Source organism: Streptomyces sp. NRRL B-1347, from assembly GCF_000720325.1.
Taxonomy (GTDB): domain Bacteria; phylum Actinomycetota; class Actinomycetes; order Streptomycetales; family Streptomycetaceae; genus Streptomyces.
The window spans coordinates 18,087-42,668 of record NZ_JOJM01000022.1 but is presented as its reverse complement, the minus strand read 5'-3'; the positions used below and the strand labels follow the sequence as shown (position 1 = coordinate 42,668).

Here is a 24,582-nt window from a genome sequence, read left to right as displayed (position 1 = left end):
CCCCCACGTTGTACCGCCCGGGACGGGAAGGGCAGGATGACGGCATGACGCACGCGATGTTGAAGGGGTCGAACGTCCCGCTGGAAGCCACCGCCGTCCGCGCGGTCCTGCGCTGGACGCTGAGTCAGGGCTCCCCCGTCGTCGACGCGTCGGCGCTGCTGCTCGGCACCGACGGCCGGGTGCGCTCCGACGAGGACTTCGTCTTCTACAACCAGCCGCGCCACCCCTCGGGGAAGGTCTGGCGCCTGGGCCAGAAGCGCGTCACCGAGGGCACCGCCGTCCATCTGACCGACACGGTCCAGGCGGACCTCGCGGGCCTCGACCCGGCCGTCGACCGCGTGCTCCTGGTCGCCTCCGCCGAGGACGTGCCCTTCGAGCAGGTGCGGGCGCTGCGGATCCTGCTGTACGACGCCTCGCCCGCCGCCGCTGCCGGCGAGCCGCTCGCGTACTTCGACATCACCCCGCAGACCGGCGCCGAGACCGCGCTGATCTGCGGTGAGCTCTACCGCCGCGGCGAGGGCTGGAAGTTCCGCGCCCTCGGCGAGGGGTACTCCAACGGCCTGGTGGGCCTCGCCACCGACTTCGGCATCTCGGTGGACGAGTCGGAGGCCGTGCCCGAGCCGACTCCGGACGCCTCGCTGCCGGGCGGGCCCGGCGCCGCCGCGCAGCCCCCGTCCGCCCACCCTGCCCACCCGGTGCCTCCGGCCCAGCTGCAGCCGTCCGCCCCGCAGCCGTCCGCCGCGTACCCGGTCGCGCCGCCCGTGCCCGCCGTCGCGCCCCAGCCCGCGTACGGCTATCCGCCCGAGCCGCCGCGCTACCCCGCGCCACAGCCCGCCTACGGCTATCCGCAGCCCGCGGCCGCGCACGTCACCCAGCCGCCGGTGGCGCCGCAGGCGGCGTACGGCTATCCGCACCCGGCCGCGCCCGTGCCCGACCCGAACTTCCGGATGCCGCCGCAGGGGCCACAGTTCCTGGCGCGCTGAGCGGGGCGCGGGCGGCCGCTCAGCCGACCTTGGACTTGTAGCCGCGGCCCCACTGCAGGCCCCAGCCGTAGAGCCGGTCGAGCTCGGCCTGGAAGCCGTACACGAACTTCACCTCGCGGCGCACGAGCAGCTCGTCCTTGACGTTCTCCAGGAGGACCACCGCGCACGAGCGGGCTTGCGGCTGGCGCTCGTCCAGGTCGATCTCGATCCGCGGGCCGTTGCTGGGGTAGAGCGTGACCTTGGCGTGCGTGCGGTCGAAGGCCGGGGTCTGGTCGTAGATGTAGACGAACACCAGGAGCCGCTTGATGGACTCCCGGTGGTCGAGGTTGACGTACAGCGTCTCGCCCGTGCCCGAACCGAACCGGTCGTCGCCGCTGCCCTTCACATAGGGCGGCGAGTTGAGGCTCCCGAAGAAGTTGCCGAGCGGCTGCACCACGCCCTTGGCGCCGTCCGCCAGCTCGTACAGACAGCCGAGGTCGAGGTCCACATTGACCATGCTCTGGGTGTGCGCCTGGACCTCTTCGGGCTGGAACAGCTTGAAGGGGTGGCGCAGCAGCCCGCCGCCGCCGCGCTTCTTGCCGATGAGGTCGGACGTCCGCATCTGCCAGGACAGGTTGACGCGGAGGTTCCCCGTGGCCGCGCCCTGTTTGCTGAGCGAGACCATCGGATGCCGCTTGGTCAGCTCGATGGCGTTCGTCGCGGCCGAACCCGCCGCGAAGTCCATCGCACGGCCGGGCCGCAGACCGTCGAAGAAGCCCATGCCTACCCCCCACTCGATGCCCCGGTCACCATCCGCCCGCGCCCCCGGGGCGACCGGGGAGTCGCGCCCCAACAGCCGCCCCGAACAAGAGAGTTCCTCGCCGGAGCCGGTGTCACACGTCCCCTCCAGTGATCCGGATCTCACCGTACGGCAGCGCCCGGACGCCACTGGCGGCGCCCCCGTGCCGGGGACGCCGCCAGTGCGGTGCTCGTGGTCCGGGCCGGGGCCCGGGGGCGGTCAGACGCCCGAGGAGACCTCAGCCTTCTCGTCCGAGCCCGAGCCCTTTCCCTCGGCCGCCGCCAGCGCCCTGTTGCGGCGCACGGAGGACCAGAAGGAGGCGCCGATGAGGATGACGCCGATGGAGCCGGTGATGAGCTCGTGGATCTCGTACTGGATGGTGATGAGCAGGACCGCGGCGAGCGCGCCGATGGCGTAGTGCGCGCCGTGCTCCAGGTAGACGTAGTCGTCGAGGGTGCCCTGGCGGACCAGGTAGACGGTGAGCGACCGGACGTACATCGCGCCGATGCCCAGGCCGAGCGCCATCAGGACGATGTCGTTGGTGACCGCGAAGGCGCCGATGACGCCGTCGAAGGAGAACGACGCGTCCAGGACCTCCAGGTAGAGGAACATGAAGAACGCGGCCTTGCCGGAGAGCTGGATCACGGAGACCTGCTTGCCCTTGGCCTTGGCCTCCTCCTCGGCCTCGTGCTCGCGCTCCTCCTCTTCCTCCAGCTTGTTCTCGAAGTAGCTGGAGAGGCCGCCCACCACCAGATAGGTGATGAGACCCGCGACTCCGGAGATCAGGACCGTCTCCGCCTTGTCGGCGTGGGTGCCGCCGTGCTGGTGCGCGTTCTTGGCGAAGGTCATCGCGGAGACGAGCAGCACGACGAGCGCGATGCACACCGACAGCATGTCGATCTTGCCGAGCTTGGCGAGCGGGCGCTCCAGCCAGCCGAGCCACTTGATGTCCCGGTCCTCGAAGACGAAGTCCAGGAAGATCATCAGCAGGAACATGCCACCGAAGGCGGCGATGGACGGGTGCGCGTCGGTGACCAGCTGCTGGTACTGGTCCTTGTCGTTGAGCGCGAGCTTGACCGCTTCGATCGGGCCCATGCTCGCACTGACGGCGACGATCACGACCGGGAAGACGAGGCGCATGCCGAAGACGGCGATGAGGATGCCGATGGTGAGGAAGATCTTCTGCCAGAAGGCATTCATCTTCTTCAGGATTCCGGCGTTGACCACCGCGTTGTCGAAGGACAGCGAGATCTCGAGGACGGACAGGATCGCCACGATCCCGAACGCCGTCCACCCCCCGAAGAGCACCGCTGCGACCAGGCCGAGCGCAGTGACTGCGAACGACCAGCCGAAGGTTTTCAGTACCACTGGCTACCCAATCGTGTGTGTACGGGTCTCCCCCGCGCCGTCCCCGGTTGCTCGCGCCTCCGGGGGCTTCCCGGGAACCCCCGCGAGCCGACCGCGTCAGCCGTTTGGGGAGCCCGGGGAGAGTCCTTTAGGAAACATTGACTCCGAAGTCTAGAGCGATGCCCCGCAGGCCGGACGCGTACCCCTGACCGACGGCGCGGAACTTCCATTCGCCGCCGTAGCGATATACCTCGCCGAAGATCATCGCGGTCTCCGTGGAGGCGTCCTCGCTGAGGTCGTAGCGGGCGAGCTCCTGGCCGTCGGCCTGATTGACCACACGGATGAACGCGTTGCTGACTTGGCCGAATGTCTGGCCCCGGTTGTCCGCGTCGTGGATCGAGACGGGGAAGACGATCTTGTCGCAGTGGGCCGGGACCCTGGACAGGTCCACGAGGAGCGACTCGTCGTCGCCGTCGCCCTCGCCCGTGAGGTTGTCACCGGTGTGCTCGACGGACTCGTCCGGGCTCTTCAGGTTGTTGTAGAAGACGAACCACTCGTCGCCCAGAACCCGGCCCGACTGGCACAGCAGGGCGCTGGCGTCGAGGTCGAAGGGGGCTCCGGTGGTGGAGCGAGCGTCCCAGCCGAGTCCGACCATCACCTGCGTGAGGTCGGGTGCGGCCTTGGACAGGGAGACGTTTCCTCCCTTGGCGAGTGTGACGCCCATGATCGTGTCCTCCCCGGGGTGGTGCCTGCCGTTGGGCTGCCGCCCGCCCGGGCCGGTGGCGGAAGCCGTGGTCCGGGCGTGGCGGCGGGTACTGCGGTGCCGAGCGCGTCCGGCGCCGCACTCGGGTGTGCGGCGCCGGACGGCTTGGACTTGCGGACTGCTCGGCTCAGACGTTGACGCCGAAGTCCTGCGCGATGCCGCGCAGGCCCGAGGCGTAGCCCTGGCCGACGGCGCGGAACTTCCACTCCGCGCCGTGGCGGTAGAGCTCGCCGAAGACCATGGCCGTCTCCGTGGAGGCGTCCTCGGAGAGGTCGTAGCGGGCGATCTCCGCGCCGCCCGCCTGGTTCACGACGCGGATGAACGCGTTGCGGACCTGGCCGAACGACTGCTGGCGGTTCTCGGCGTCGTAGATCGAGACCGGGAAGACGATCTTCTCGATGTCGGCCGGCACCGCGGCGAGGTTGACCTTGATCGCCTCGTCGTCACCCTCGCCCTCACCGGTGGTGTTGTCACCGGTGTGCTCGACGGAGCCGTCGGGGCTCTTCAGGTTGTTGAAGAACACGAAGTTCTGGTCGCTGCTGACCTTGCCCTCGGCGTTCGTCAGGATGGCGCTGGCGTCCAGGTCGAAGTCCTGACCGGTGGTGGTCCGGACGTCCCAGCCGAGGCCGACCAGAACTGCGGTCAGGCCGGGCGCCTCCTTGCTCAGCGATACGTTGCCGCCCTTGCTGAGGCTGACTCCCACGATTCCTCCCAAATAGTGTCCAGGGGCGGGGAGCCCCAGTCGTGCTTGCCATCGGATCAACGTGTGGATCCTAGTGAGCGGTTCCCGCTCGCCACAGGCTCCGCACCCGAAGAATCCCAGGGTGTCGCCCCCGGGACCACCTGCCGCCTCAGCGGCCGCCGAGCTCCTGGAGGGCCTTGACGTACTCGTTGAGGTCCCGGGCGTCGGGCAGGCCGTTCACGACGGTCCAGCGGACCACGCCGTCCTTGTCGATGATGAAGGTGCCGCGCACCGCGCAGCCCTTGTCCTCGTCGAAGACGCCGTAGGCCCGGGACACCTCGCCGTGCGGCCAGAAGTCGGAGAGCAGCGGGTACTCCAGGCCCTCCTGCTCGGCGAAGACCCGCAGGGTGTGGATCGAGTCGTTCGAGACGGCGAGCAGCTGCGTGTCGTCGTTGACGAACTTGGGCAGCTCGTCCCGCAGCGCGCACAGCTCGCCGGTGCACACGCCGGTGAAGGCGAACGGGTAGAACAGCAGTACGACGTTCTTCCGCCCCCGGAAGTCCGCGAGCCGCACAGTCCGCCCGTGATTGTCCTTGAGCTCGAACTCCGGAGCCGTCTCACCGACCGCAACCGTCACGAGAACCCACTTCCCTTCGGGTACGCCATTGGGGCGTGCCCAGCCTACGGCTGACGCCTGGGATCGGAACGGGAGGGGGGTTTCCGCCCGTCCGGCGTTTGAGGACGAGGCCGCAGGCCGATACGGGGTCCGGGGCGGAGCCCCGGCGTCAGGGCATGCGTGAGGCCCCCAGCGGCGCACTGGGGGCCTCACGAAAACGGTGCAGAGGGCCTACGGCCGGCTACCGCTTCTTGGCGGCGGCTTTGGGCGTGATGAGCCGGCTGCCGTTCCAGTCCTTGCCCGCGTTGATGCTCTTGGTCTGGGACAGACCCGCCGTGGTGGATGCCTCACCGATCTCGCTGGGCTCGACGTATCCGTCCCGGCCCGTCTTCGGTGTGAGGAGCAGGATCGAGCCACCCTCCTCCATGTACGCGATGGCATCCACCAGCGCATCAGTCAGGTCCCCGTCGTCCTCACGGAACCAGAGCACCACTGCATCAGCCACGTCGTCGTATTCCTCGTCGACGAGCTCCGTGCCGGTAGCCTGCTCGATGGCCTCGCGGAGCTCCTGGTCGACGTCGTCGTCGTAGCCGATCTCCTGGACCACCATGTCGGGCTGGAAACCCAGCCTTACGGCAAGGTTCGTCTCCGCGTGGTCCGCGGTCGCGCTCACGGATTGCCTCCTGATCATGTTTTTGGGAATGCCTTCAGCCACGCGCGTGCGCGGGGCATTGGCCGTAGTCCACACGGGCGGGACGGATCGCGCAAGTACCCGGCCGTCGAGACCGCCGAAACGGTGACGTTCCCGGCCGTGTCACCGCAACTCCCGCCACACCCGTCGGGCCCGGACGGCCCGCACGGCCCTTAGGCAGGATGGGCGTATCGTTGCGATTTGACCGAGCCTACCCCAGGGTCACCAGTCAGCATCCCGGTTACCCCCCGGTAGAGATGACGTATCCACCACCGGGGTACACGATGGTGAACGTCGTAACGTACCGGTACAGCACACGTACAGCGCAGCACAGTCCAGAGCAGAGTCAAGGCAGAGCACGAATCCGATCGCGTGCACGCGCGACAACACAGCGAAGGAACAGCGTGGCTTCCGGATCCGATCGCAACCCGATCATCATTGGCGGTCTCCCCAGCCAGGTCCCGGACTTCGACCCCGAAGAGACCCAGGAATGGCTCGACTCCCTCGACGCGGCCGTCGACGAGCGCGGCCGTGAGCGGGCCCGCTATCTGATGCTCCGGCTGATCGAACGCGCACGCGAGAAGCGCGTCGCCGTGCCCGAGATGCGCAGCACGGACTACGTCAACACCATCGCCACCAAGGACGAGCCGTTCTTCCCCGGAAACGAGGAGATCGAGCGGAAGATCCTGAACGCGACCCGCTGGAACGCCGCGGTGATGGTCTCGCGCGCCCAGCGCCCCGGCATCGGCGTGGGCGGGCACATCGCCACCTTCGCCTCCTCCGCCTCGCTCTACGACGTGGGCTTCAACCACTTCTTCCGCGGCAAGGACGAGGGCGACGGCGGCGACCAGATCTTCTTCCAGGGGCACGCGTCCCCCGGCATCTACGCCCGCGCCTTCCTGCTCGACCGGCTGAGCGAGCAGCAGCTGGACGCCTTCCGGCAGGAGAAGTCCAAGGAGCCCTACGGCCTCTCCTCCTATCCGCATCCGCGGCTGATGCCGGACTTCTGGGAGTTTCCGACGGTTTCGATGGGTCTGGGGCCGCTCGGCGCGATCTTCCAGGCCCGTATGAACCGTTACATCGAGGCGCGCGGCATCGCCGAGACGGCCAAGTCGCACGTCTGGGCCTTCCTCGGCGACGGCGAGATGGACGAGCCGGAGTCGCTCGGCCAGCTGTCCCTGGCCGCGCGCGAGGGCCTGGACAACCTCACGTTCGTCGTGAACTGCAACCTCCAGCGCCTCGACGGCCCCGTGCGCGGCAACGGCAAGATCATCCAGGAGCTGGAGTCGATCTTCCGGGGCGCGGGCTGGAACGTCATCAAGCTGGTGTGGGACCGCAGTTGGGACCCACTGCTCGCCCAGGACCGGGACGGCGTCCTGGTCAACAAGATGAACACGACTCCGGACGGCCAGTTCCAGACGTACGCCACGGAGACCGGCGGCTACATCCGCGACCACTTCTTCGGCGAGGACCAGCGGCTGCGCGCCATGGTCGAGAACATGACCGACGACCAGGTCCTGCACCTGGGCCGCGGCGGTCACGACCACCGGAAGATCTTCGCGGCGTTCTCCGCGGCCAAGGCGCACAAGGGCCAGCCGACGGTGATCCTGGCCAAGACGATCAAGGGCTGGACGCTCGGCCCGAACTTCGAGGGCCGCAACGCCACGCATCAGATGAAGAAGCTGACCGTGGACGACCTGAAGCGCTTCCGGGACCGGCTGCACCTGCCGATCACGGACAAGCAGCTGGAGGACGGCGCGCCGCCCTACTACCACCCGGGCCGCGACTCCGAAGAGATCCAGTACATGCACGACCGGCGCCAGGGCCTCGGCGGCTACGTCCCGACCCGGGTCGTGCGCGCCAAGCCGCTCCAGCTGCCGGAGGACAAGACGTACGCGTCCGTGAAGAAGGGCTCCGGCCAGCAGTCCATCGCCACCACCATGGCGTTCGTACGGCTGCTCAAGGACCTGATGCGGGACAAGGAGATCGGCAAGCGCTTCGTGCTGATCGCGCCTGACGAGTACCGCACCTTCGGCATGGACTCCTTCTTCCCGAGCGCGAAGATCTACAACCCGCTCGGCCAGCAGTACGAGGCCGTGGACCGCGAGCTCCTGCTCGCGTACAAGGAGTCGCCGACCGGCCAGATGCTGCACGACGGCATCTCGGAGGCGGGCTGCACGGCGTCGCTCATCGCCGCGGGCTCCGCGTACGCGACGCACGGCGAGCCGCTGATCCCGGTGTACGTCTTCTACTCGATGTTCGGTTTCCAGCGGACCGGCGATCAGTTCTGGCAGATGGCCGACCAGCTCTCGCGCGGTTTCGTGCTCGGCGCGACCGCCGGGCGCACGACGCTGACCGGCGAGGGGCTCCAGCACGCGGACGGCCACTCGCAGCTCCTTGCCTCCACCAACCCGGGCTGTGTGGCGTACGACCCGGCGTTCGGCTTCGAGATCGCGCACATCGTCCAGGACGGCCTGCGCCGGATGTACGGCGAGACGGCCGACGGCAAGCCGGGCGAGGACGTCTTCTACTACCTGACCGTCTACAACGAGCCGATCCAGCACCCGGCCGAGCCCGCCGACGTGGACGTGGAGGGCATCCTGAAGGGCGTCCACCGCTTCAAGTCCGGTGAGCGGGGTGCCGTTCCGGCGCAGATCCTCGCCTCCGGCGTCGCGGTGCCGTGGGCCGTCGAGGCCCAGCGCATCCTCGCCGAGGAGTGGAACGTGAAGGCGGACGTCTGGTCCGCGACCTCCTGGAACGAGCTGCGCCGCGAGGCCGTGGAGGTGGAGCGGCACAATCTGCTGCACCCGGACGAGGAGCAGCGCGTGCCCTACGTGACGCGCAAGCTCTCGGGCTCCGAGGGTCCGTTCGTGGCGGTCTCCGACTGGATGCGCAGCGTCCCCGACCAGATCTCCCGCTGGGTCCCGGGCACCTACCAGTCGCTCGGCGCCGACGGGTTCGGCTTCGCCGACACCCGGGGCGCGGCCCGCCGCTACTTCCACATCGACGCGCAGTCGATCGTGGTCGCGGTCCTCACCGAGCTGGCCCGCGAGGGCAAGGTCGACCGCTCCGCCCTGAAGCAGGCGATCGACCGCTACCAGCTCCTGGACGTGACGGCGGCCGATCCGGGCGCCGCCGGCGGCGACGCGTAACGCGCTCCGCCGCACCTCTCCACCACCCCGCACCCCACGCGAACACCTCATCAGTGCGAAGGGCGACGGACCTGGGGTCCGTCGCCCTTCGGGCTTTTCCTACGATGCGACCATGGAGGAAAAGGCCGAACAGCAGCAGTCGGCACAGGTCCGCTGGGAGCGCCGCACGCAACGTCCGCTGCTCGCCCTGGCCGTGGCCTTCGCCGTCGCCTACGCCGTACCGATAGTCAGACCCGAGGCGAGCGCGTCCCTGACGAGCGCCTGCACCGGGGTGGAGTGGTTCGTCTGGGGTTCGTTCGCCGCCGACTACCTGGTGCGGCTCTCCCTCGCCGGGCACCGCGCGCACTTCGTGCGCACGCACTGGCTCGACCTGTGCGCCGTGGTCCTGCCGATGATCCAGCCGCTGCGGCTGCTGCGTCTGGTCGCGACGCTGCTCCTGGTGGGGCGGCGGGCCCGGATGGCGTCGCAGATACGGCTGACCACCTATGTGGTGGGGGCCGTGGTCGGCCTGCTCATGTTCGGCTCGCTCGCGGTGCTCTCCGTGGAGCGGGAGTCGCCGGACGGCAACATCAAGACCCTGGGCGACGCCGTGTGGTGGTCCTTCACCACGATGACGACCGTGGGCTACGGCGACCACGCGCCGACGACCGGGCTCGGCCGGGTCCTCGCGGTGGGCCTGATGCTGTCGGGCATCGCGCTGCTCGGTGTGGTCACCGCCAACATCGCGGCGTGGTTCATCGCCCGCTTCGAGAAGGACAACCAGGAGGAGCGGCGCCAGACCGCGGCGATCGAGGCCCTCACCACGGAGGTGATGGCGCTGCGGGCGCAGGTCGCCGCGCTCTCCGCGGGTCCTGCGCCGCTCCCGGTGGCCGACGAGGAGACGGCCGCCCCGCCCGTCCCCCGGGCCCGCAGGCCCTGACCCGCCTCCCGGCGGGCCGGGTGCCCGCGGTGCGCCGGGGCCGCTGGCCTCAGTGCTCCCAGACCTTGAACGCCCGGATGCGATAGGGCGATTCGGGGGCCCAGGTGCCGCCGCCGGGGTAGGTGTTGAACTCGGCCGTCTCGGCGCACTCCCGGGACTGATAGGCGGTGACGGGGCGGCCGGTGCGGTTGGCGAGGGCCTGTGCGCTGCCCCCCTCCGGCAGCGCGACACAGCTCTCGATGTCGACCCCGGCCAGCTCGAACACGTGCCGCGCGCCCTTGAAGCCCGCCTTCTCCCAGAGGCAGAGCTCCCCGGGCCCGCACGCGCCGAGCTTGCCCGGGGGCGCGGCACCGGCCCGTGCCGGTGCTGTGGTGCCCGCGTGCGCGGGTGTGAGGACCGCCGCGGCGAGTGCGGCGGCGGTGAGTGCCGTGAAGGCGGCGGTGGGCATGGTCGTACGCATGTGCATCAACCCCCGTGTCGTATCGATCACCTGTCGCCACCTTGCGCCTCGGGCGCCGTTAGCTGGAAGGGGTTTCGGCGGGGCTCACCCTGATAGGTGGAACCTCCCGGATCGGATCCGCGGGGCTCCGCCCCCTCACCTGTAAGGGATGTTCCTGAGATTGCCGCGGTGGGGCTGTTCTTTGCCTGCGGGTGCGTCGTGGCTTGTCGCGCCCACGCGGCGGAGCCGCATATCGATACAGCCCCGCGCCCCTTCGGGGGCGCAGCTCAGATGTGGCCCGCCCCGCCCCCGCCCGGCTCCGCGTTCGCGCCCCGCTTGGTCAGGAGGGCGACCGCCGCCGCCAGTGCGCCGACCACGCCCGCGACGACGAACGCGACGCCCAGGCCCGACATGAAGGTGTCGTGGACGACGTCCGTGATGCGGGCGAAGGTGCTCTCGGTCATGCCGGGGGCCTTGGCCATCTCCTCGGGCACCGATCCGGTCGAGGCCGCCTTCTCCAGGCCGGGCGGCGGGGTGCCGGGCAGCCCGGCGTCCCGCCAGTTGCCCTCCAGGTCGGAGTCCACGGTGGTGGACATCACCGCGCCGAGGACGGCCGTGCCGAGGCTGCCGCCGACCTGCATGCCCGCCTGCTGGAGGCCGCCCGCGACACCGGACAGCTCCAACGGGGCGTTGCCCACGATGACTTCGGTGGCCCCGACCAGGACCGGGGCGAGACCGAGGCCGAGCAGCGCGAACCACAGGGACATGGCGAGGGTGCCGGTGTCCTCCGTCAGGCTCGTCATGCCGAACATCGCGACGGCGGTGCAGACCATGCCCACCACCAGCGGGACGCGCGGCCCCATCCGGGTGATCAGGGCGCCCGCGACCGGCGAGGAGACGATCATCATGGCCGTCAGCGGCAGCAGGTGCAGGCCGCTGTCGACGGGGCTCATGCCGTGCACGTTCTGCAGGTAGAAGGTCACGAAGAACAGGCCGCCGAGGAAGGCGAAGGCCATCAGGACCATCAGGGCCACGCCCGCGGACAGCGGTACGGAGCGGAACAGGGCGAGCGGGATCAGCGGCTCCTTGACCCGGGTCTCCCAGAAGGCGAACAGGGCGAAGCAGAGGACGGAGCCGCCGAGGAACACCCAGGTCTTGCCGCTGCCCCAGCCCCACGGGTCGCCCGCCTTGATGAGCCCCCAGACCAGGGCGAACATCGCGGCCGAGAGCAGCGCGATGCCGAGGACGTCGAAGGAGCGGGGCGCCTTCTCCGCGCGGTGGTCCTTGAGGATCACCAGGCCGAGGACGAGCGCGACGGCACCGACGGGCACGTTGATGTAGAAGACCGACTGCCAGCTGACGTGCTCGACGAGCAGACCGCCGACGATGGGGCCGCCCGCGGTGGAGGCTCCGATGATCATGCCCCAGACGCCGATGGCCATGTTCAGCTTCTCGGCCGGGAAGGACGCCCGCAGCAAGCCGAGCGCGGCGGGCATGAGGAGCGCGCCGAACAGCCCCTGGAGCACCCGGAAGGCGATGACGAGCGAGACGGTGTCGGACAGGCCGATGGCCCCCGACGCGGCGGCGAAGCCCACGACGCCGATGAGATAGGTCTGGCGGTGGCCGAAGCGGTCGCCGAGCTTGCCCGCCGTGATGAGGGCGACGGCGAGCGCGAGCAGATAGCCGTTGGTGATCCATTGGACGTCCGCGAGGGTGGCGTCCAGGTCCTTGGTGATGGCCGGGTTGGCGACCGCGACGATCGTGCCGTCGAGGGCCACCATCATCACGCCGATCCCGACGGAGACCAGGGTGAGCCAGGGATGACCGCGAAGTCCCTTGCCCCAGGCGGAGGTTGACGTCGGGTCCGGCGGCTTGTCGGCCGCGCCGATCGGAGTCTGAGTCGTCATGGACCGAGGCTAGTGTCAGTCACTGACACTTGACAAAGGGTTCCATAAGACAGCCACTGACATTTGGACGTCCGTCGCCCGGGGGCCGCGGGTAGGGTGTGCCGGACCCCGGAGAAGAGGGGCCCGAGGAGGAGGGATCCGCGCAAGAGGGATCCGAGGAAGAGGGAGCGGCGTGACCAGGCCCGGCTTGCGCGAACTCAAGAAGCGGCGCACCCGTGACGCGCTGCTGCGCGCGGCGCTCGAACTGTTCACCACGAAGGGGTTCGAGGAGACGACGGTCGACGAGATCGTCGAGGCCGTCGACGTCTCCCAGCGCACGTTCTTCCGGCACTTCGCGAGCAAGCAGGAGACCGCCTTCGCCGTCCCCGAGATGGTGGAGGCCCGCTTCATGCGGGCCCTGCGCGAACGCCCGCCGGGCGAGCCGCCGTTCGTGGCGCTGCGCGGCGCCGTGCTCGACTCCTGGGAGGCCATGAACGAGGCCATGGCCGAGCTGATCCCGGTCGAACTCCACATCCGTACGTACCAGATGATCGAGTCGACGCCCTCGCTGCTCGCCGCCCATCTGCACCGCTCCACCGAGCTGGAGGCGCGGGCCGCGCGCGTGCTCGCCGAGCGGGAGGGCCTCGACCCCGCCGACCCGCGCCCGCGCGTGGCGACCGCCGCGTTCGGCGGCGTGATGCGGGCGGCGGGACGGCTGTGGGCCACCGGCGAGGACGCCAGCGTCGAGTCGATCCGGGCGACGACGGAGGAGTACCTCGATCATCTGGGCGCCCTCGCGGAGGACTGGCACCGCGGCCGCTGACCCGCCTCGGGCGCGTTCGCGGCCGACGGTCGCAGACGCGACGGGTCGGCGCCGGACGCGGCCGGTCAACACCCTCCACCGATCGCCACGTTGAGTAGCGGAGCTTGACGCTCCGTGGCAACTCCAGGCCCCGCTCCCCCGCGCGCCCCATGCGCGCCACACGTACGCCCCTTCGACGGAGCGTGACGATCCGGTACAGCGCGTGCCCGCTTTGCCGCAAATACCCAGCAAGAAACGTGATCTGCCTCACCCCGAGCACGGCGGGCTTCAGCCTTCTCCTAGTGTGTCCCGCAGTGACTTCCTTCGACTCATCCCCCCAACTCAGCATCTGGCGCGCATTGCTCGCGCTCACCGTCGTGTTCGTCATGCTGGCGACCACCGGGTGGACCGCGGTGCGCCAGAACAGAGGCGCCGCGTCGCCGCTCGAAGCCAGCCTCGCCGCCTGGGAGCGGGGGCACCTCGGTGGCCGCCCGCTGCCCGACGCGGACGCGCCCGCCGACCGGCTCGCGCGGTTCTTCGCCGCGCTGACCGCGCACCAGCGCGACCGGCTGGCCGCCCGCTACCCGCTCGCGGTCGGCAACATGAACGGCGCCCCCGTCCGGCTGCGCTTCCACGCGAACCGCATCGCCCTGAAGCAGGCCCGGGCGATCGAGCGGCGGCGCATGCACGACGACCGGCTCTCGCCCGTGGGCAAGCAGGAGGCGGAGCGCAGGATGAAGCGGTTCGGCGTGATGATGCGCCCCGGCCGCCAGGTCCTCGCCTTCGACCCCATGGGCTCGGGCCGCATGGCCGAGGTCCTCGGAGACCTCGACCGGGCGAGCCGCGTGTCGGTCATCGTGCCGGGCGTCGACACCAACGTCCTCACCTTCGAGCGGACCCAGCGCAAGTACGCGGCACCGGTCGGCATGGCCCGGTCCCTCTACCGCGCCGAGCGCAGGGCCGACCCCCGCACGCGGACCGCCGTGATCGCGTGGGCCGACTACACCACGCCCGTCGGGCTCGGCGTGGACGCCGCCACCTCCATGCGGGCCGACGACGGCGCCGTCCGCCTCGACGCCCTGGTGCGCGCCCTGCCGGGGCGCACCGGCGTGGCGCTGTACTGCCACAGCTACGGCTCGGTGGTGTGCGGGGTCGCCGCCCGGCGGCTGCCCGACCGGGTCACGGACATCGCGGTCGCGGGCAGCCCCGGGATGCGCGCCGACAACGTGTCAGGGCTCGGCACCCGCGCGCGGGTGTGGGCCGCACGGGACAGCGACGACTGGATCCAGGATGTGCCGCACATGGAAGTCGGCGGGCTCGGCCACGGCGCCGACCCGGTGTCGGGCGGCTTCGGCGCCCGCGTGGTGTCCGCCGACCGCGCCCGCGGCCACACCGGCTATTTCGAGCCGGGCACGGACAGCCTCAGCAACTTCGCCCGGATCGGCGTCGGCGCGTACGGCGCGGTGCGCTGTGCTGACGGGGAAGCGGGCTGCCACGACGGAATTTCCGGTACGACGGCGGCCTGACGCGCGTAGAAATCGGCGAAACAGCGGCCCGCCGCAGGAGAGACGGAGGAGCGCGTGCCGCATACGATGAGCCGCATGGGTGATGTACTGGCCGGATTTCACGCCGCCTGGGAGTTCGAGTCCGACTCCGTGCTCATCCGCTTCGAACGGGGGATCCGTACGCCGAAGCTGTTCCAGGCTCTCGGCGAGCGCCGCATCCCCCTGGAGGCGATCGCGGGGGTCACGCTCACACCGGGCAAACGGGGCACGACGGTTCTGCATCTGGTCCCGAGACCAGGTGCCGATCCACTGATGGAGGCCGCGGCGGGACAGCTCAAGGACGGGGCCGACCCGTACCGCTTGGTGCTGCCCGCGGAGCGGGAGACGCTCGCCGAGTACTACGCGGACGAGCTGCGCGCCCTGCTGCCCGCGGAGGACCCGGGAGAGGCGGACCGCTACCTGGTGGCCGCGCCCGAGGTGCCGCTGCAGTTCAAGGCGTACGACGGGAAGGCGTCCTTCGACGGCAAGTCGGTGGCCTTCCGCTGGTTCTGGACCGGCGCGTCGTCGGCCAAGTGGAAGGCCGGGGACCAGAGTTTCCTGGTGACCGACCTCAGCGGGGTCGAGTGGCGCTCGCCGGAGGTCTTCGAGGGACATCTGCGGCTGCTGCGCCGGGAGACGCCGGTGGCGCAGCCCGCCCAGGCCGACCAGGACCCGGCAGCCGTCGTCTTCGGGCTCGGCTACGGCCCCGTACACGAGTCACTGCCGTTCGCGGCGTCGGTGCTCGCGGCGGTCAGGGCGTCGGGCCCGGCCCCGGTGACGCAGAGCGCGGCGGCCGCCCCGGCCGGCCGGCGCGACCCGGCCGACATCGCCGAGCGCATCCGGCACCTGGGCGAGCTGCACCAGGCGGGCCTGCTCACGGACGACGAGTTCACGGCGAAGAAGGCCGAGCTGCTCGCCGAGCTGTGAGCGCTCGCGGCGAGTGAGAGGTCGCGACCGGTGAGCGCTCGCGGCCGATGAGCGGTCGCGACCGGTGGGCGGCGGTCAGGTCCCGCAGGGCCCGGCGGCCGCGTCCGCGCTGACGGCGGCCTCCGAGCGCGCCACCGCGTACGAACCGATCTTGTGGTCGAGCACGGCGAGGGTGTCCTGGAGCTCCGCGATGCGCGCGCGGACGTCGCGCCGGGTCTCCTCCAGGAGGTCCTGGCGCTCGGCGAAGGTGTGGTCGCCCGCGCGCACCAGCTCGGCGTAGCGCACCATGTCCGCCACCGGCATGCCGGTCCTGCGCAGCTTGCCGAGGAACGTCAGCCAGCGCAGGTCGCGGTCGCGGTAGCGGCGCTGGCCGGTGTGGGAGCGGTCGATGTGCGGCATCAGGCCGATGCGCTCGTACCAGCGCAGGGTGTGCGCGGTCAGGCCGGTCGCCGCGGCGACCTCGCTGATCGTGTAGTGGCTCTCCGCGAGGGCGGGCCCCGTCTCCATGACCGTCATGGCCCCCACGCTATGGCCTTGGAGCGCACTCGAAGCAAGGGGATTGCGTCCGCTCCGCCCGCCCGACCCCTGGCTGCCGCCGCGTTCCCGCGGCGCTTACGCTCGTACGCATGCAGAGCCTGGAGCTGATCGAGAACTGGCCGGTCCCCACCGCTGCCGCCGCCGTCGTCCGCGCGGACGGCACCGTGGCCGGGACCCGCGGGCCCACCGCGCACCGCTTCGCCCTGGCCTCGGTCACCAAGCCGCTCGCGGCGTACGCGGCGCTCGTCGCGTACGAGGAGGGCGCCGTCGAGCTGGACGAGCCGGCCGGACCGGAGGGCTCGACCGTGCGGCACCTGCTCGCGCACACCAGCGGGCTCGCCTTCGACGAGCACCAGGTGGCGGCCGCGCCGGGGACGCGGCGGCTCTACTCCAACGCCGGGTTCGAGGTGCTCGGCGACCACATCGCCAAGGCGACGGACATCCCCTTCGCCGACTATCTGCGGCAGGCCGTCCTGGAGCCGCTCGGGATGACGTCCACGGGGCTCGTGGGCGGCGGGTCGCCCGCCAAGGACGGGGTGTCCACCGTCGACGACCTCGTCCGGTTCGCCGCCGAGGTGCAGGCGCCGCGGCTGCTCGATCCGCGGACCGTGGCGATGGCCATGTCGGTGACGTACCCGGGGCTCAAGGGGGTGCTTCCGGGGTACGGGCACCAGAACCCCAACGACTGGGGGCTCGGCTTCGAGATCCGGGACGGCAAGGCCCCGCACTGGACGGGGGCATCGTCCTCGCCCCGGACCTTCGGGCACTTCGGGCAGGCCGGAACGTTCCTGTGGATCGACCCCGACGCGGGGGCCGCGTGCGTGGCCCTGACCGACCGGGCCTTCGGGCCCTGGGCCGTCGAGGTGTGGCCCGCGTTCACGGACGCGGTGCTGGCCGAACTCTGAGCCGTGCCCTGTGCCCTGTGCGGGGCGAGGCGGGGCGGGCCCGGGGCGGGCTAGGGCATCTCCCAGATCAGGAGCTCCGCCTCGCCGAGGTACGCCACGGTCTCCAGGCCCTCTTCCTCCGTGATCCGCACCGAGTCGCCCGGGCCCAGTTCCTCCTGGCCCAGGGCCACTTCGCCGCGCACCACGTGGACGTACACGTGCGGCGCGGGCGGGAGTTCCGCGCGCTCGCCCGGGGCGAGGCGGCGCACGTGCAGGAGGGCGCCCGCGGCGGGGACGGCGTAGGGCGTGGAGTCGGCGATTCCGGGGACGACGCCGTACTCCGGCGTGCCGCCGGGCTCCAGGGGGGCCAGCCACATCTGGAGGAAGGTCAGCGGCGCGGGGCCCGCGTTGCGCTCCACGTGGCGGACGCCCGCGCCCGCGCTGAGGTGCTGCACGTCGCCGGGCCCGATCAGCGACTCGTGGCCGGTGGAGTCGCGGTGGGTGAGCTCGCCCTCGACCACCCACGTGACGATCTCGGTGTGGCTGTGGGGGTGCTCCTCGAAGCCCGCGCCGGGGGCGAGGCGCTCCTCGTTGCAGGCGAGCATCGCGCCGAAGCGGAGGTTGTCGGGCTCGTAGTAGGGCCCGAAGGAGAACGCGTGGTAGGAGTCGATCCCCGCCCCGGGGTCGCCGCCGGGGTACCGCTCGCCGGAGCGCCGCACATCAATCACGACCCCCACGTTAGACCCGGCCCCGCACGCCGCCGCCCCGATAAGGCAGTCTTGTCCCCGTGCCCGAACCCTCAGCGAACGAAATCCACCAGGACACAGGTGCCGCGGCCCCGGGTCCGGCCCGCGTCGGCCGCGCCCACGCGCACGCCGCCACCCTGAGGCGCCTGGAGAAGTCGTCCGGCAGTCTCGCCGCGCAGGCCATCGCGCGCATGGACGAGACGCTGTCCTGGTACCGGGCGATGCCACCGGAGAACCGCTCGTGGATCGGCCTGGTCGCCCAGGCCGGCATCGCCGCGTTCACCGAGTGGTTCCGGCACCCGGACGCCCCGCAGGCGATCTCGACGGACGTCTTCGGGACCGCGCCGCGCGAACTGACCCGTGCCATCACGCTGCGCCAGACCGTGGAGATGGTGCGGACGACCATCGAGGTCATGGAGTCCGCCATCGACGAGGTGGCGGCGCCCGGCGACGAGTCGGTGCTGCGCGAGGCGCTGCTCGTCTACGCGCGCGAGATCGCCTTCGCCACCGCTCAGGTGTACGCCCAGGCCGCCGAGGCACGCGGTGCCTGGGACGCCCGCCTGGAGTCCCTCGTGGTGAACGCCGTGCTGTCCGGGGAGGCCGACGAGGGCGCCGTGTCCCGGGCCGCCGCGCTCGGCTGGAACTCCCCCGACCACGTGTGCGTGGTCCTCGGCACCGCGCCCGACGGCGACAGCGAGCTGACCGTCGAGGCCATCCGCAGGGCCGCCCGGCACGCGAAGCTCCAGGTCCTCACCGGGGTGCTCGGCGCCCGCCTGGTCGTCATCGCGGGCGGCAACGACAACCCGCTCGCCGTGGCCAAGGCCCTGATCGGGCCGTACGCGGCCGGGCCCGTGGTGGCCGGGCCCATCGTGCCCGACCTGCTCGCCGCGACCCGCTCGGCGCAGGCCGCCGCCGCGGGGCTCAAGGCCTGCTCCGCCTGGCAGGACGCGCCCCGTCCGGTGCTCGCGGACGATTTGCTGCCCGAGCGGGCGATGGCGGGCGATCCGGCCGCGCGGGAACAGCTGGTGGAGGAGATCTACAGACCACTGGAGGAGGCGGGCTCGGCACTCCTGGAGACCCTCAGCGTCTACCTGGAGCAGGCGAGCAGCCTCGAAGGCGCCGCCCGGATGCTCTTTGTGCATCCCAACACCGTGCGCTACCGGCTTCGACGTGTGACCGACGTCACCGGATGGTCTCCTTCAGATGTGCGCTCCGCCTTCACACTGCGGATCGCGCTGATCTTGGGGCGCCTGGCCGATGGCGATCACAAGGCCTAGGGGTTTGTCGGACCCCTACAATTCCCCTAGCGGTTCTTCGTCCCTGTCCCCACGGGCGGTTCATCCTGTCCACAAGAGAGAGTGTGAGAGTGCTCGTACTCGTCGCTCCCGGCCAAGGCGCTCAGACGCCCGGCTTCCTGACCCCCTGGCTCGACCTTCCCGGCGCCGCGGACCGCCTCGCCGCCTGGTCGGACGCCATCGGGCTCGACCTCGCCCACTACGGTACGCAGGCGGACGCCGACGCGATCCGCGACACCGCCGTGGCGCAGCCGCTGCTCGTCGCGGCCGGGCTCCTGTCCGCTCAGGCACTGGGTGACATCACCCCCGGTGCCGTGGCGGGGCACAGCGTGGGTGAGATCACCGCGGCCGCGTACGCGGGGGTGCTCTCGGAGGACGCCGCGCTCGGCTTCGTCCGCAAGCGGGGCCTGGCCATGGCCGACGCCGCCGCCGTGACGCAGACCGGCATGGCCGCGCTGCTCGGCGGCGACCCCGAGGTCACCGTCCCGCACCTGGAGAAGCTCGGCCTGACCCCGGCGAACGTGAACGGCGCGGGCCAGATCGTGGCTGCCGGCACCGCCGAGCAGCTGGCCGCGCTCGCCGAGGACAAGCCCGAGGGCGTCCGCAAGGTCGTGCCGCTGAAGGTCGCGGGCGCGTTCCACACCGCGCACATGGCCCCCGCGGTCGCCGTGCTCGGCGAGGCCGCCAAGGACCTGGAGGTCGCCGACCCGCGCCTCACGTACATCTCGAACCGGGACGGCAAGGCCGTCGCGAGCGGCACCGAGGTGGTCTCCCGCCTCGTCGGCCAGGTCGCGAACCCGGTCCGCTGGGACCTGTGCATGGACACGTTCCAGGAGCTCGGCGTCACGGCGCTGATCGAGGTGTGCCCGGGCGGCACGCTGACCGGTCTCGCCAAGCGCGCGCTCAAGGGGGTCAAGACCCTGGCCGTGAAGACGCCGGACGATCTCGACGCCGCGCGTGAGCTCATCGCCGAGACCGCCGCCTCCGCCGCCGACGCGGCGGGTGCCTGAGAAGGAGCCTGGAGCATGACGAAGATCAAGCCCAGTCAGGGCGCCCCGTACGCGCGCATCATGGGAGTCGGCGGCTACCGCCCGGTCCGGGTGGTGCCCAACGAGGTCATCCTGGAGAAGATCGACTCCTCCGACGAATGGATCCGCTCCCGCTCGGGCATCTCGACGCGCCACTGGGCCTCCCCCGAGGAGACCGTGGCGGCGATGTCCGTCGAGGCCGCGGGCAAGGCGATCGCGGACGCGGGCATCCAGCCCGAGCAGATCGGCGCGGTGATCGTCTCCACCGTCTCGCACTTCAAGCAGACCCCGGCCATCGCCACGGAGATCGCGGACAAGCTCGGCACGGGCAAGCCCGCCGCGTTCGACATCTCCGCGGGCTGCGCGGGCTTCGGCTACGGCCTGACCCTCGCCAAGGGCATGATCATCGACGGCTCCGCGGAGTACGCCCTGGTCATCGGCGTGGAGCGGCTGAGCGACCTGACCGACCTGGAGGACCGCAAGACGGCCTTCCTGTTCGGTGACGGCGCGGGCGCGGTCGTCGTCGGCCCCGCCAAGGAGCCCGCGATCGGCCCGACGGTCTGGGGCTCGGAGGGCGACAAGTCCGAGACCATCAAGCAGACCGTGGCCTGGGACGAGTACCACATCGGTGACGTCACCAAGCTGCCCGTCGACGCCGACGGCGAGATCAAGTTCCCCGCGATCACGCAGGAAGGCCAGGCGGTGTTCCGCTGGGCCGTGTTCGAGATGGCGAAGGTCGCCCAGCAGGCCCTGGACGCGGCCGGCATCAGCGCGGACGACCTGGACGTCTTCATTCCGCATCAGGCCAACATGCGGATCATCGACTCGATGGTGAAGACTTTGAAACTGCCGGAGCACGTCACGGTCGCCCGTGACGTGGAGACCACCGGCAACACGTCGGCCGCCTCGATTCCGCTCGCGATGGAGCGGCTTCTGGCGACCGGCGAGGCGAAGAGCGGCGACACCGCTCTCGTCATCGGCTTCGGGGCGGGTCTCGTGTACGCCGCCACGGTCGTTACCCTCCCCTAGGCACCCGCTCACGGATCTTCGGATCCGCGCGGATGCCGTCACACCCTCTGGATACACACGAAGGAGCGCCTCATGGCCGCCACTGAGAAGGAGATCGTCGACGGTCTCGCGGAGATCGTCAACGAGATCGCCGGCATTCCGGTCGAGGACGTCCAGCTGGACAAGTCCTTCACCGATGACCTGGACGTCGACTCGCTGTCCATGGTCGAGGTCGTCGTCGCCGCCGAGGAGCGCTTCGACGTCAAGATCCCCGACGACGACGTCAAGAACCTGAAGACGGTCGGCGACGCCACCAAGTACATCCTCGAGCACCAGGCCTGAGCCTGGCGGCCAGCAGGCTCTGGCCAGCCGCCACCCGGCGGTGGCGCCGCCGCATCCGCATCTGAACCAATCGTGGAGAGAGAAATCCAGTGAACTCGACCAATCGCACCGTGGTCGTCACCGGTATCGGCGCAACCACACCGCTGGGTGGCGACGCGGCCTCGACCTGGGAGGGCCTGCTCGCCGGGCGCTCCGGGGTCAGCCTCCTGGAGCAGGACTGGGCCGCGGAGCTGCCCGTCCGCATCGCGGGCCAGATCGCGGTCGAACCGACCGAGATCATCCCGCGGCCGCAGGCCCGCAAGATGGACCGCTCGGCGCAGTTCGCGCTGATCGCGGCCCAGGAGGCCTGGCAGGACGCGGGCTTCACCGCCAAGGCCGGGGAGGACGCAGGCGTCGACCCCGACCGGCTCGGCGCGGTCATCGCCTCCGGCATCGGCGGCGTGACGACCCTGCTCGACCAGTACGACGTGCTGAAGGAGAAGGGCGTACGCCGCGTCTCCCCGCACACCGTGCCGATGCTGATGCCGAACTCGCCCGCGGCGAACGTCGGCATCGCCCTCGGCGCCCGCGCCGGGGTGCACACCCCGGTCTCGGCCTGCGCCTCGGGCGCGGAGGCCATCGGCTACGCGATCGAGATGATCCGCACCGGCCGCGCCGACGTCGTCGTCGCGGGCGGCACGGAGGCGGCGGTCCACCCGCTGCCGATCGCCGCGTTCGGCAACATGATGGCCATGTCGAAGAACAACGACGACCCGCAGGGCGCCTCGCGCCCCTGGGACGTCGACCGCAACGGCTTCGTGCTTGGCGAGGGCGCGGGCGTGGTCGTGCTCGAGTCCGAGGAGCACGCCAGGGCCCGCGGCGCCAAGATCTACGTGGAGGCGGTGGGCCAGGGCATCTCGGCCGACGCGCACCACATCACGCAGCCGGAGCCCTCCGGCAGCGGCATCGCGCAGGCGCTGCGTCACCTGGTCGAGAACAACGACCTCAAGCCGTCCGAGATCGCGCACATCAACGCGCACGCCACCTCGACGCCGCAGGGCGACATCGGTGAGATCAAGGCGCTGCGCAAGGCGTTCGGCGACGACGTCGACCACATGGCGATCGCGTCGACGAAGTCGATGACCGGTCACCTCCTCGGTGGTGCGGGCGGCGTGGAGACCGTGGCCACGGTCCTCGCGCTCAAGCACCGCGTGGCCCCGCCGACCATCAACATCGAGAACCTCGACCCCGAGGTCGACGCGGACATCATCCGCGGCGAGGCCCGCCCGCTGCCCGAGGGCACGATCGCGGCCCTGAACGACTCGTTCGGCTTCGGCGGCCACAACGTGGTGCTCGCCTTCCGGACGATCTGATACGCCGTCACGCAACGCGAAGGGCCCCCACCGCTCGGTGGGGGCCCTTCGCGTTGCGCGGCGCGCCCGGAGGGGGCGTCAGACGACCTGGTGCAGCCAGCGCACCGGCGCGCCCTCGCCCGCGTACCGGAACGGCTCCAGCTCGTCGTCCCAGGGCTTGCCGAGGAGCTTGGCGACCTCGGCCTCCAGATCGCTCTCGCCGCCCTTGGAACGGGCGAGGGCGGCGCGCAGCCGGTCCTCGGGGATCAGGATGTCGCCGTGGATGCCGGTGACGGCGTGGAAGATGCCGAGCTCGGGCGTGGCGCTGTAGCGCTCGCCCTCGGCGCTCGCGGACGGCTCCGCGGTCACCTCGAAGCGCAGCAGCTGCCAGCCGCGCAGCGCGGAGGCCAGCTTGGAGGCGGTGCCCGCCGCGCCGCGCCAGGAGAACTCGGATCTCCACGTACCGGGCGCCGCGGGCTGCCTGATCCAGTCGAGGCTGACGCGGGCGCCGAGTACCCCGGCGACCGCCCACTCGACGTGCGGGCACAGCGCGCGCGGTGCGGAGTGCACGTACAGAACTCCACGTGTCGTCACCGGGACCTCCAGTGTGGGACGAGGCGCGCCGTTCCCGGCGGCCTCGGGCCCGTGCCGAGCGGTATTCCAGCTGTTCCTCAGAACCGAGGAAAGTCAAGGAAAGTCTGAAAACGGGACAGATGTGACGTGATGTAATTTAGCGGAACCGAAAAAATCGGTTGCCACTGGGTGGCGAGGCTACCGTGATGTGAGGCAAGGATTGTGACGTACCGTCGGTCCGCATGCCGGGTAACACGGATGTTTCACTCGCTGGGAGGCCCCTTGCCCCCCGGCCGGGTGTCCGAAGGCCTTCGCCGGGACATCTCACCATGTAGTGACACGCAACCTGAAGGGCCCGTACGACGTCCCGTTGGACGACGTAGGGACAGAGGGGACGAGTATGCGGAATCCACGGCGCCGCTCCCGGGCCGCCGTCGCCGTCGCGGCGGCGGCCCTGACCGGCATCGCCACGCTCACCGCGTGTGACGCGTCGGGCGGCGACGACGCGGCGCCGAACGGCCCCTCCGCGCAGGACAGAGCGGGCCGCAAGGCGGTCCCCGAGTGGGACGCGAGCCCCCGCTCCCTCGCCGCCGTCGGCGACTCCATCACCCGCGGCTTCGACGCCTGCTCGGTGCTCTCCGACTGCCCGGAGGCGTCCTGGGCGACGGGCAGCGACGGCGAGGTGCGCAGCCTCGCGCAGCGGCTGCTCGGCAAGCAGCGCGCGGCCACGCACAGTTGGAACTACGCCAAGACCGGCGCGCGCATGTCCGATCTGACGGGGCAGATGGAGCAGGCCGCAGCCCGGAAGCCCGACCTGGTGACCGTGATGGCGGGCGCCAACGACGCCTGCCGGTCCTCGGTCGCCGAGATGACGCCGGTCTCGGTGTTCAAGGCGGACTTCGAGGACGCCCTCGCCGCGCTGCGCCGCGAGCGGCCCAAGGCGCAGGTGTTCGTGGCGAGCGTGCCGGACCTCAAGCGGCTGTGGTCCGAGGGCCGCGAGAACGTGCTCGGCAAGCAGATCTGGAAGCTCGGCATCTGCAAGACGATGCTCCAGGACGCGGACGCGACGGACGCGGCGTCCAACCGGCGCAGGGAGTCGGTGCAGGAGCGGGTCGTCGCGTACAACGAGGTCCTCAAGGAGGTCTGCGCGAAGGACCTGCGCTGCCGGTACGACGGCGGGGCGGTGTTCGACTTCCGCTTCGGTACGGATCACTTGAGTCACTGGGACTGGTTCCACCCCAGCAAGAGCGGGCAGGCCCGCCTTGCCGAGATGGCCTACCGCACCATCACGTCGCGCCGCCCCTGAGGG

The 24,582-nt window shown here is 70.9% G+C and carries 24 protein-coding genes; 13 read left to right on the top strand and 11 right to left on the bottom strand.

Features of this window, described 5'->3' with window-relative positions:
* The first annotated feature begins 44 nt into the window (after positions 1-44).
* Entirely contained in the window at positions 45-983 is a 939-nt protein-coding gene (locus tag IG74_RS0119885; RefSeq protein ID WP_030678716.1) for a TerD family protein, read from the top strand.
* Positions 984-1,002: 19 nt separating this feature from the next.
* Here IG74_RS0119885 and IG74_RS0119880 read toward each other — a convergent pair whose 3' ends face one another.
* The 6 genes from IG74_RS0119880 to IG74_RS0119855 form a co-directional block, all read right to left on the bottom strand.
* Positions 1,003-1,743 carry a TerD family protein gene (locus tag IG74_RS0119880; RefSeq protein WP_030678713.1) on the bottom strand — a complete coding sequence of 247 codons (741 nt, stop codon included), beginning with the start codon at positions 1,741-1,743 and terminating at the stop codon, positions 1,003-1,005.
* A 237-nt stretch (positions 1,744-1,980) separates the two neighbouring features.
* A complete protein-coding gene (locus IG74_RS0119875; protein ID WP_030678704.1) occupies positions 1,981-3,129 on the bottom strand; it encodes a DUF475 domain-containing protein in 1,149 nt (382 codons plus the stop codon).
* Between the two features lie 127 nt (positions 3,130-3,256).
* Complete coding sequence (locus tag IG74_RS0119870; protein ID WP_030678701.1) at positions 3,257-3,832, bottom strand: TerD family protein; 576 nt, start codon at positions 3,830-3,832, stop codon at positions 3,257-3,259.
* Between the two features lie 166 nt (positions 3,833-3,998).
* Positions 3,999-4,574, bottom strand: coding sequence for a TerD family protein (locus IG74_RS0119865; protein WP_030678698.1), 576 nt, complete (start codon positions 4,572-4,574; stop codon positions 3,999-4,001).
* A gap of 148 nt (positions 4,575-4,722) precedes the next feature.
* Positions 4,723-5,190, bottom strand: a complete 468-nt coding sequence (locus IG74_RS0119860; RefSeq protein WP_030678694.1) for a peroxiredoxin — start codon at positions 5,188-5,190, stop codon at positions 4,723-4,725.
* A gap of 220 nt (positions 5,191-5,410) precedes the next feature.
* Positions 5,411-5,842, bottom strand: a complete 432-nt coding sequence (locus tag IG74_RS0119855) for a DUF3052 domain-containing protein (protein ID WP_030678690.1) — start codon at positions 5,840-5,842, stop codon at positions 5,411-5,413.
* Positions 5,843-6,264: 422 nt separating this feature from the next.
* On the opposite strand from IG74_RS0119855, the gene aceE reads away from it, so the two are divergent.
* Positions 6,265-9,012: a pyruvate dehydrogenase (acetyl-transferring), homodimeric type gene (aceE, locus tag IG74_RS0119850; protein ID WP_030678688.1), complete on the top strand. Its 2,748-nt coding sequence runs from the start codon at positions 6,265-6,267 to the stop codon at positions 9,010-9,012.
* Between the two features lie 112 nt (positions 9,013-9,124).
* The gene (locus tag IG74_RS0119845) at positions 9,125-9,931 is read left to right on the top strand and encodes a potassium channel family protein (protein WP_051855041.1); all 807 of its coding nucleotides are present in this window, start codon (positions 9,125-9,127) and stop codon (positions 9,929-9,931) included.
* 49 nt (positions 9,932-9,980) lie between these two features.
* On the opposite strand, the gene IG74_RS0119840 is transcribed toward IG74_RS0119845, so the two are convergent.
* Positions 9,981-10,391, bottom strand: coding sequence for a peptidase inhibitor family I36 protein (locus tag IG74_RS0119840; protein ID WP_030678684.1), 411 nt, complete (start codon positions 10,389-10,391; stop codon positions 9,981-9,983).
* Between the two features lie 266 nt (positions 10,392-10,657).
* Positions 10,658-12,277, bottom strand: a complete 1,620-nt coding sequence (locus IG74_RS0119835; protein ID WP_030678682.1) for an MFS transporter — start codon at positions 12,275-12,277, stop codon at positions 10,658-10,660.
* A gap of 172 nt (positions 12,278-12,449) precedes the next feature.
* Between IG74_RS0119835 and IG74_RS0119830 the strand changes: the two genes are divergently transcribed.
* The 3 genes from IG74_RS0119830 (at position 12,450) to IG74_RS0119820 (ending at position 15,529) form a co-directional block, all read left to right on the top strand.
* A complete protein-coding gene (locus IG74_RS0119830) occupies positions 12,450-13,079 on the top strand; it encodes a TetR/AcrR family transcriptional regulator (RefSeq protein WP_030678679.1) in 630 nt (209 codons plus the stop codon).
* 293 nt (positions 13,080-13,372) lie between these two features.
* Positions 13,373-14,584 (top strand): alpha/beta hydrolase, encoded by a 1,212-nt coding sequence (locus IG74_RS0119825; RefSeq protein ID WP_030678675.1) that lies wholly within the window; start codon positions 13,373-13,375, stop codon positions 14,582-14,584.
* Positions 14,585-14,659: 75 nt separating this feature from the next.
* Positions 14,660-15,529: a DUF4429 domain-containing protein gene (locus IG74_RS0119820; protein ID WP_030678672.1), complete on the top strand. Its 870-nt coding sequence runs from the start codon at positions 14,660-14,662 to the stop codon at positions 15,527-15,529.
* Positions 15,530-15,604: 75 nt separating this feature from the next.
* Here IG74_RS0119820 and IG74_RS0119815 read toward each other — a convergent pair whose 3' ends face one another.
* Complete coding sequence (locus tag IG74_RS0119815; protein ID WP_051855040.1) at positions 15,605-16,045, bottom strand: MerR family transcriptional regulator; 441 nt, start codon at positions 16,043-16,045, stop codon at positions 15,605-15,607.
* Between the two features lie 110 nt (positions 16,046-16,155).
* Here IG74_RS0119815 and IG74_RS0119810 point away from each other — a divergent pair, with 110 nt between their 5' ends.
* A complete protein-coding gene (locus IG74_RS0119810) occupies positions 16,156-16,971 on the top strand; it encodes a serine hydrolase domain-containing protein (protein ID WP_030678667.1) in 816 nt (271 codons plus the stop codon).
* Between the two features lie 50 nt (positions 16,972-17,021).
* On the opposite strand, the gene IG74_RS0119805 is transcribed toward IG74_RS0119810, so the two are convergent.
* Positions 17,022-17,678: a pirin family protein gene (locus tag IG74_RS0119805; protein WP_030678664.1), complete on the bottom strand. Its 657-nt coding sequence runs from the start codon at positions 17,676-17,678 to the stop codon at positions 17,022-17,024.
* A gap of 83 nt (positions 17,679-17,761) precedes the next feature.
* Between IG74_RS0119805 and fasR the strand changes: the two genes are divergently transcribed.
* The 5 genes from fasR to fabF all read left to right on the top strand — a co-directional run bounded on the left by fasR (position 17,762) and on the right by fabF (position 22,721).
* Entirely contained in the window at positions 17,762-18,973 is a 1,212-nt protein-coding gene (fasR, locus tag IG74_RS0119800; protein ID WP_051855055.1) for a fatty acid biosynthesis transcriptional regulator FasR, read from the top strand.
* Positions 18,974-19,062: 89 nt separating this feature from the next.
* Entirely contained in the window at positions 19,063-20,001 is a 939-nt protein-coding gene (locus tag IG74_RS0119795; RefSeq protein WP_030678655.1) for an ACP S-malonyltransferase, read from the top strand.
* A gap of 15 nt (positions 20,002-20,016) precedes the next feature.
* Positions 20,017-21,048 (top strand): ketoacyl-ACP synthase III, encoded by a 1,032-nt coding sequence (locus IG74_RS0119790; protein WP_030678652.1) that lies wholly within the window; start codon positions 20,017-20,019, stop codon positions 21,046-21,048.
* Between the two features lie 72 nt (positions 21,049-21,120).
* Complete coding sequence (locus IG74_RS0119785; protein WP_030358543.1) at positions 21,121-21,369, top strand: acyl carrier protein; 249 nt, start codon at positions 21,121-21,123, stop codon at positions 21,367-21,369.
* A gap of 89 nt (positions 21,370-21,458) precedes the next feature.
* Entirely contained in the window at positions 21,459-22,721 is a 1,263-nt protein-coding gene (fabF, locus tag IG74_RS0119780; RefSeq protein WP_030678650.1) for a beta-ketoacyl-ACP synthase II, read from the top strand.
* Positions 22,722-22,799: 78 nt separating this feature from the next.
* Here fabF and IG74_RS0119775 read toward each other — a convergent pair whose 3' ends face one another.
* Positions 22,800-23,294, bottom strand: a complete 495-nt coding sequence (locus tag IG74_RS0119775; protein WP_030678647.1) for a DUF3145 domain-containing protein — start codon at positions 23,292-23,294, stop codon at positions 22,800-22,802.
* A 379-nt stretch (positions 23,295-23,673) separates the two neighbouring features.
* Here IG74_RS0119775 and IG74_RS0119770 point away from each other — a divergent pair, with 379 nt between their 5' ends.
* On the top strand, positions 23,674-24,579 hold the full coding sequence (locus IG74_RS0119770; RefSeq protein ID WP_030678645.1) for an SGNH/GDSL hydrolase family protein: 906 nt from the start codon (positions 23,674-23,676) through the stop codon (positions 24,577-24,579).
* Positions 24,580-24,582 lie beyond the last annotated feature (3 nt).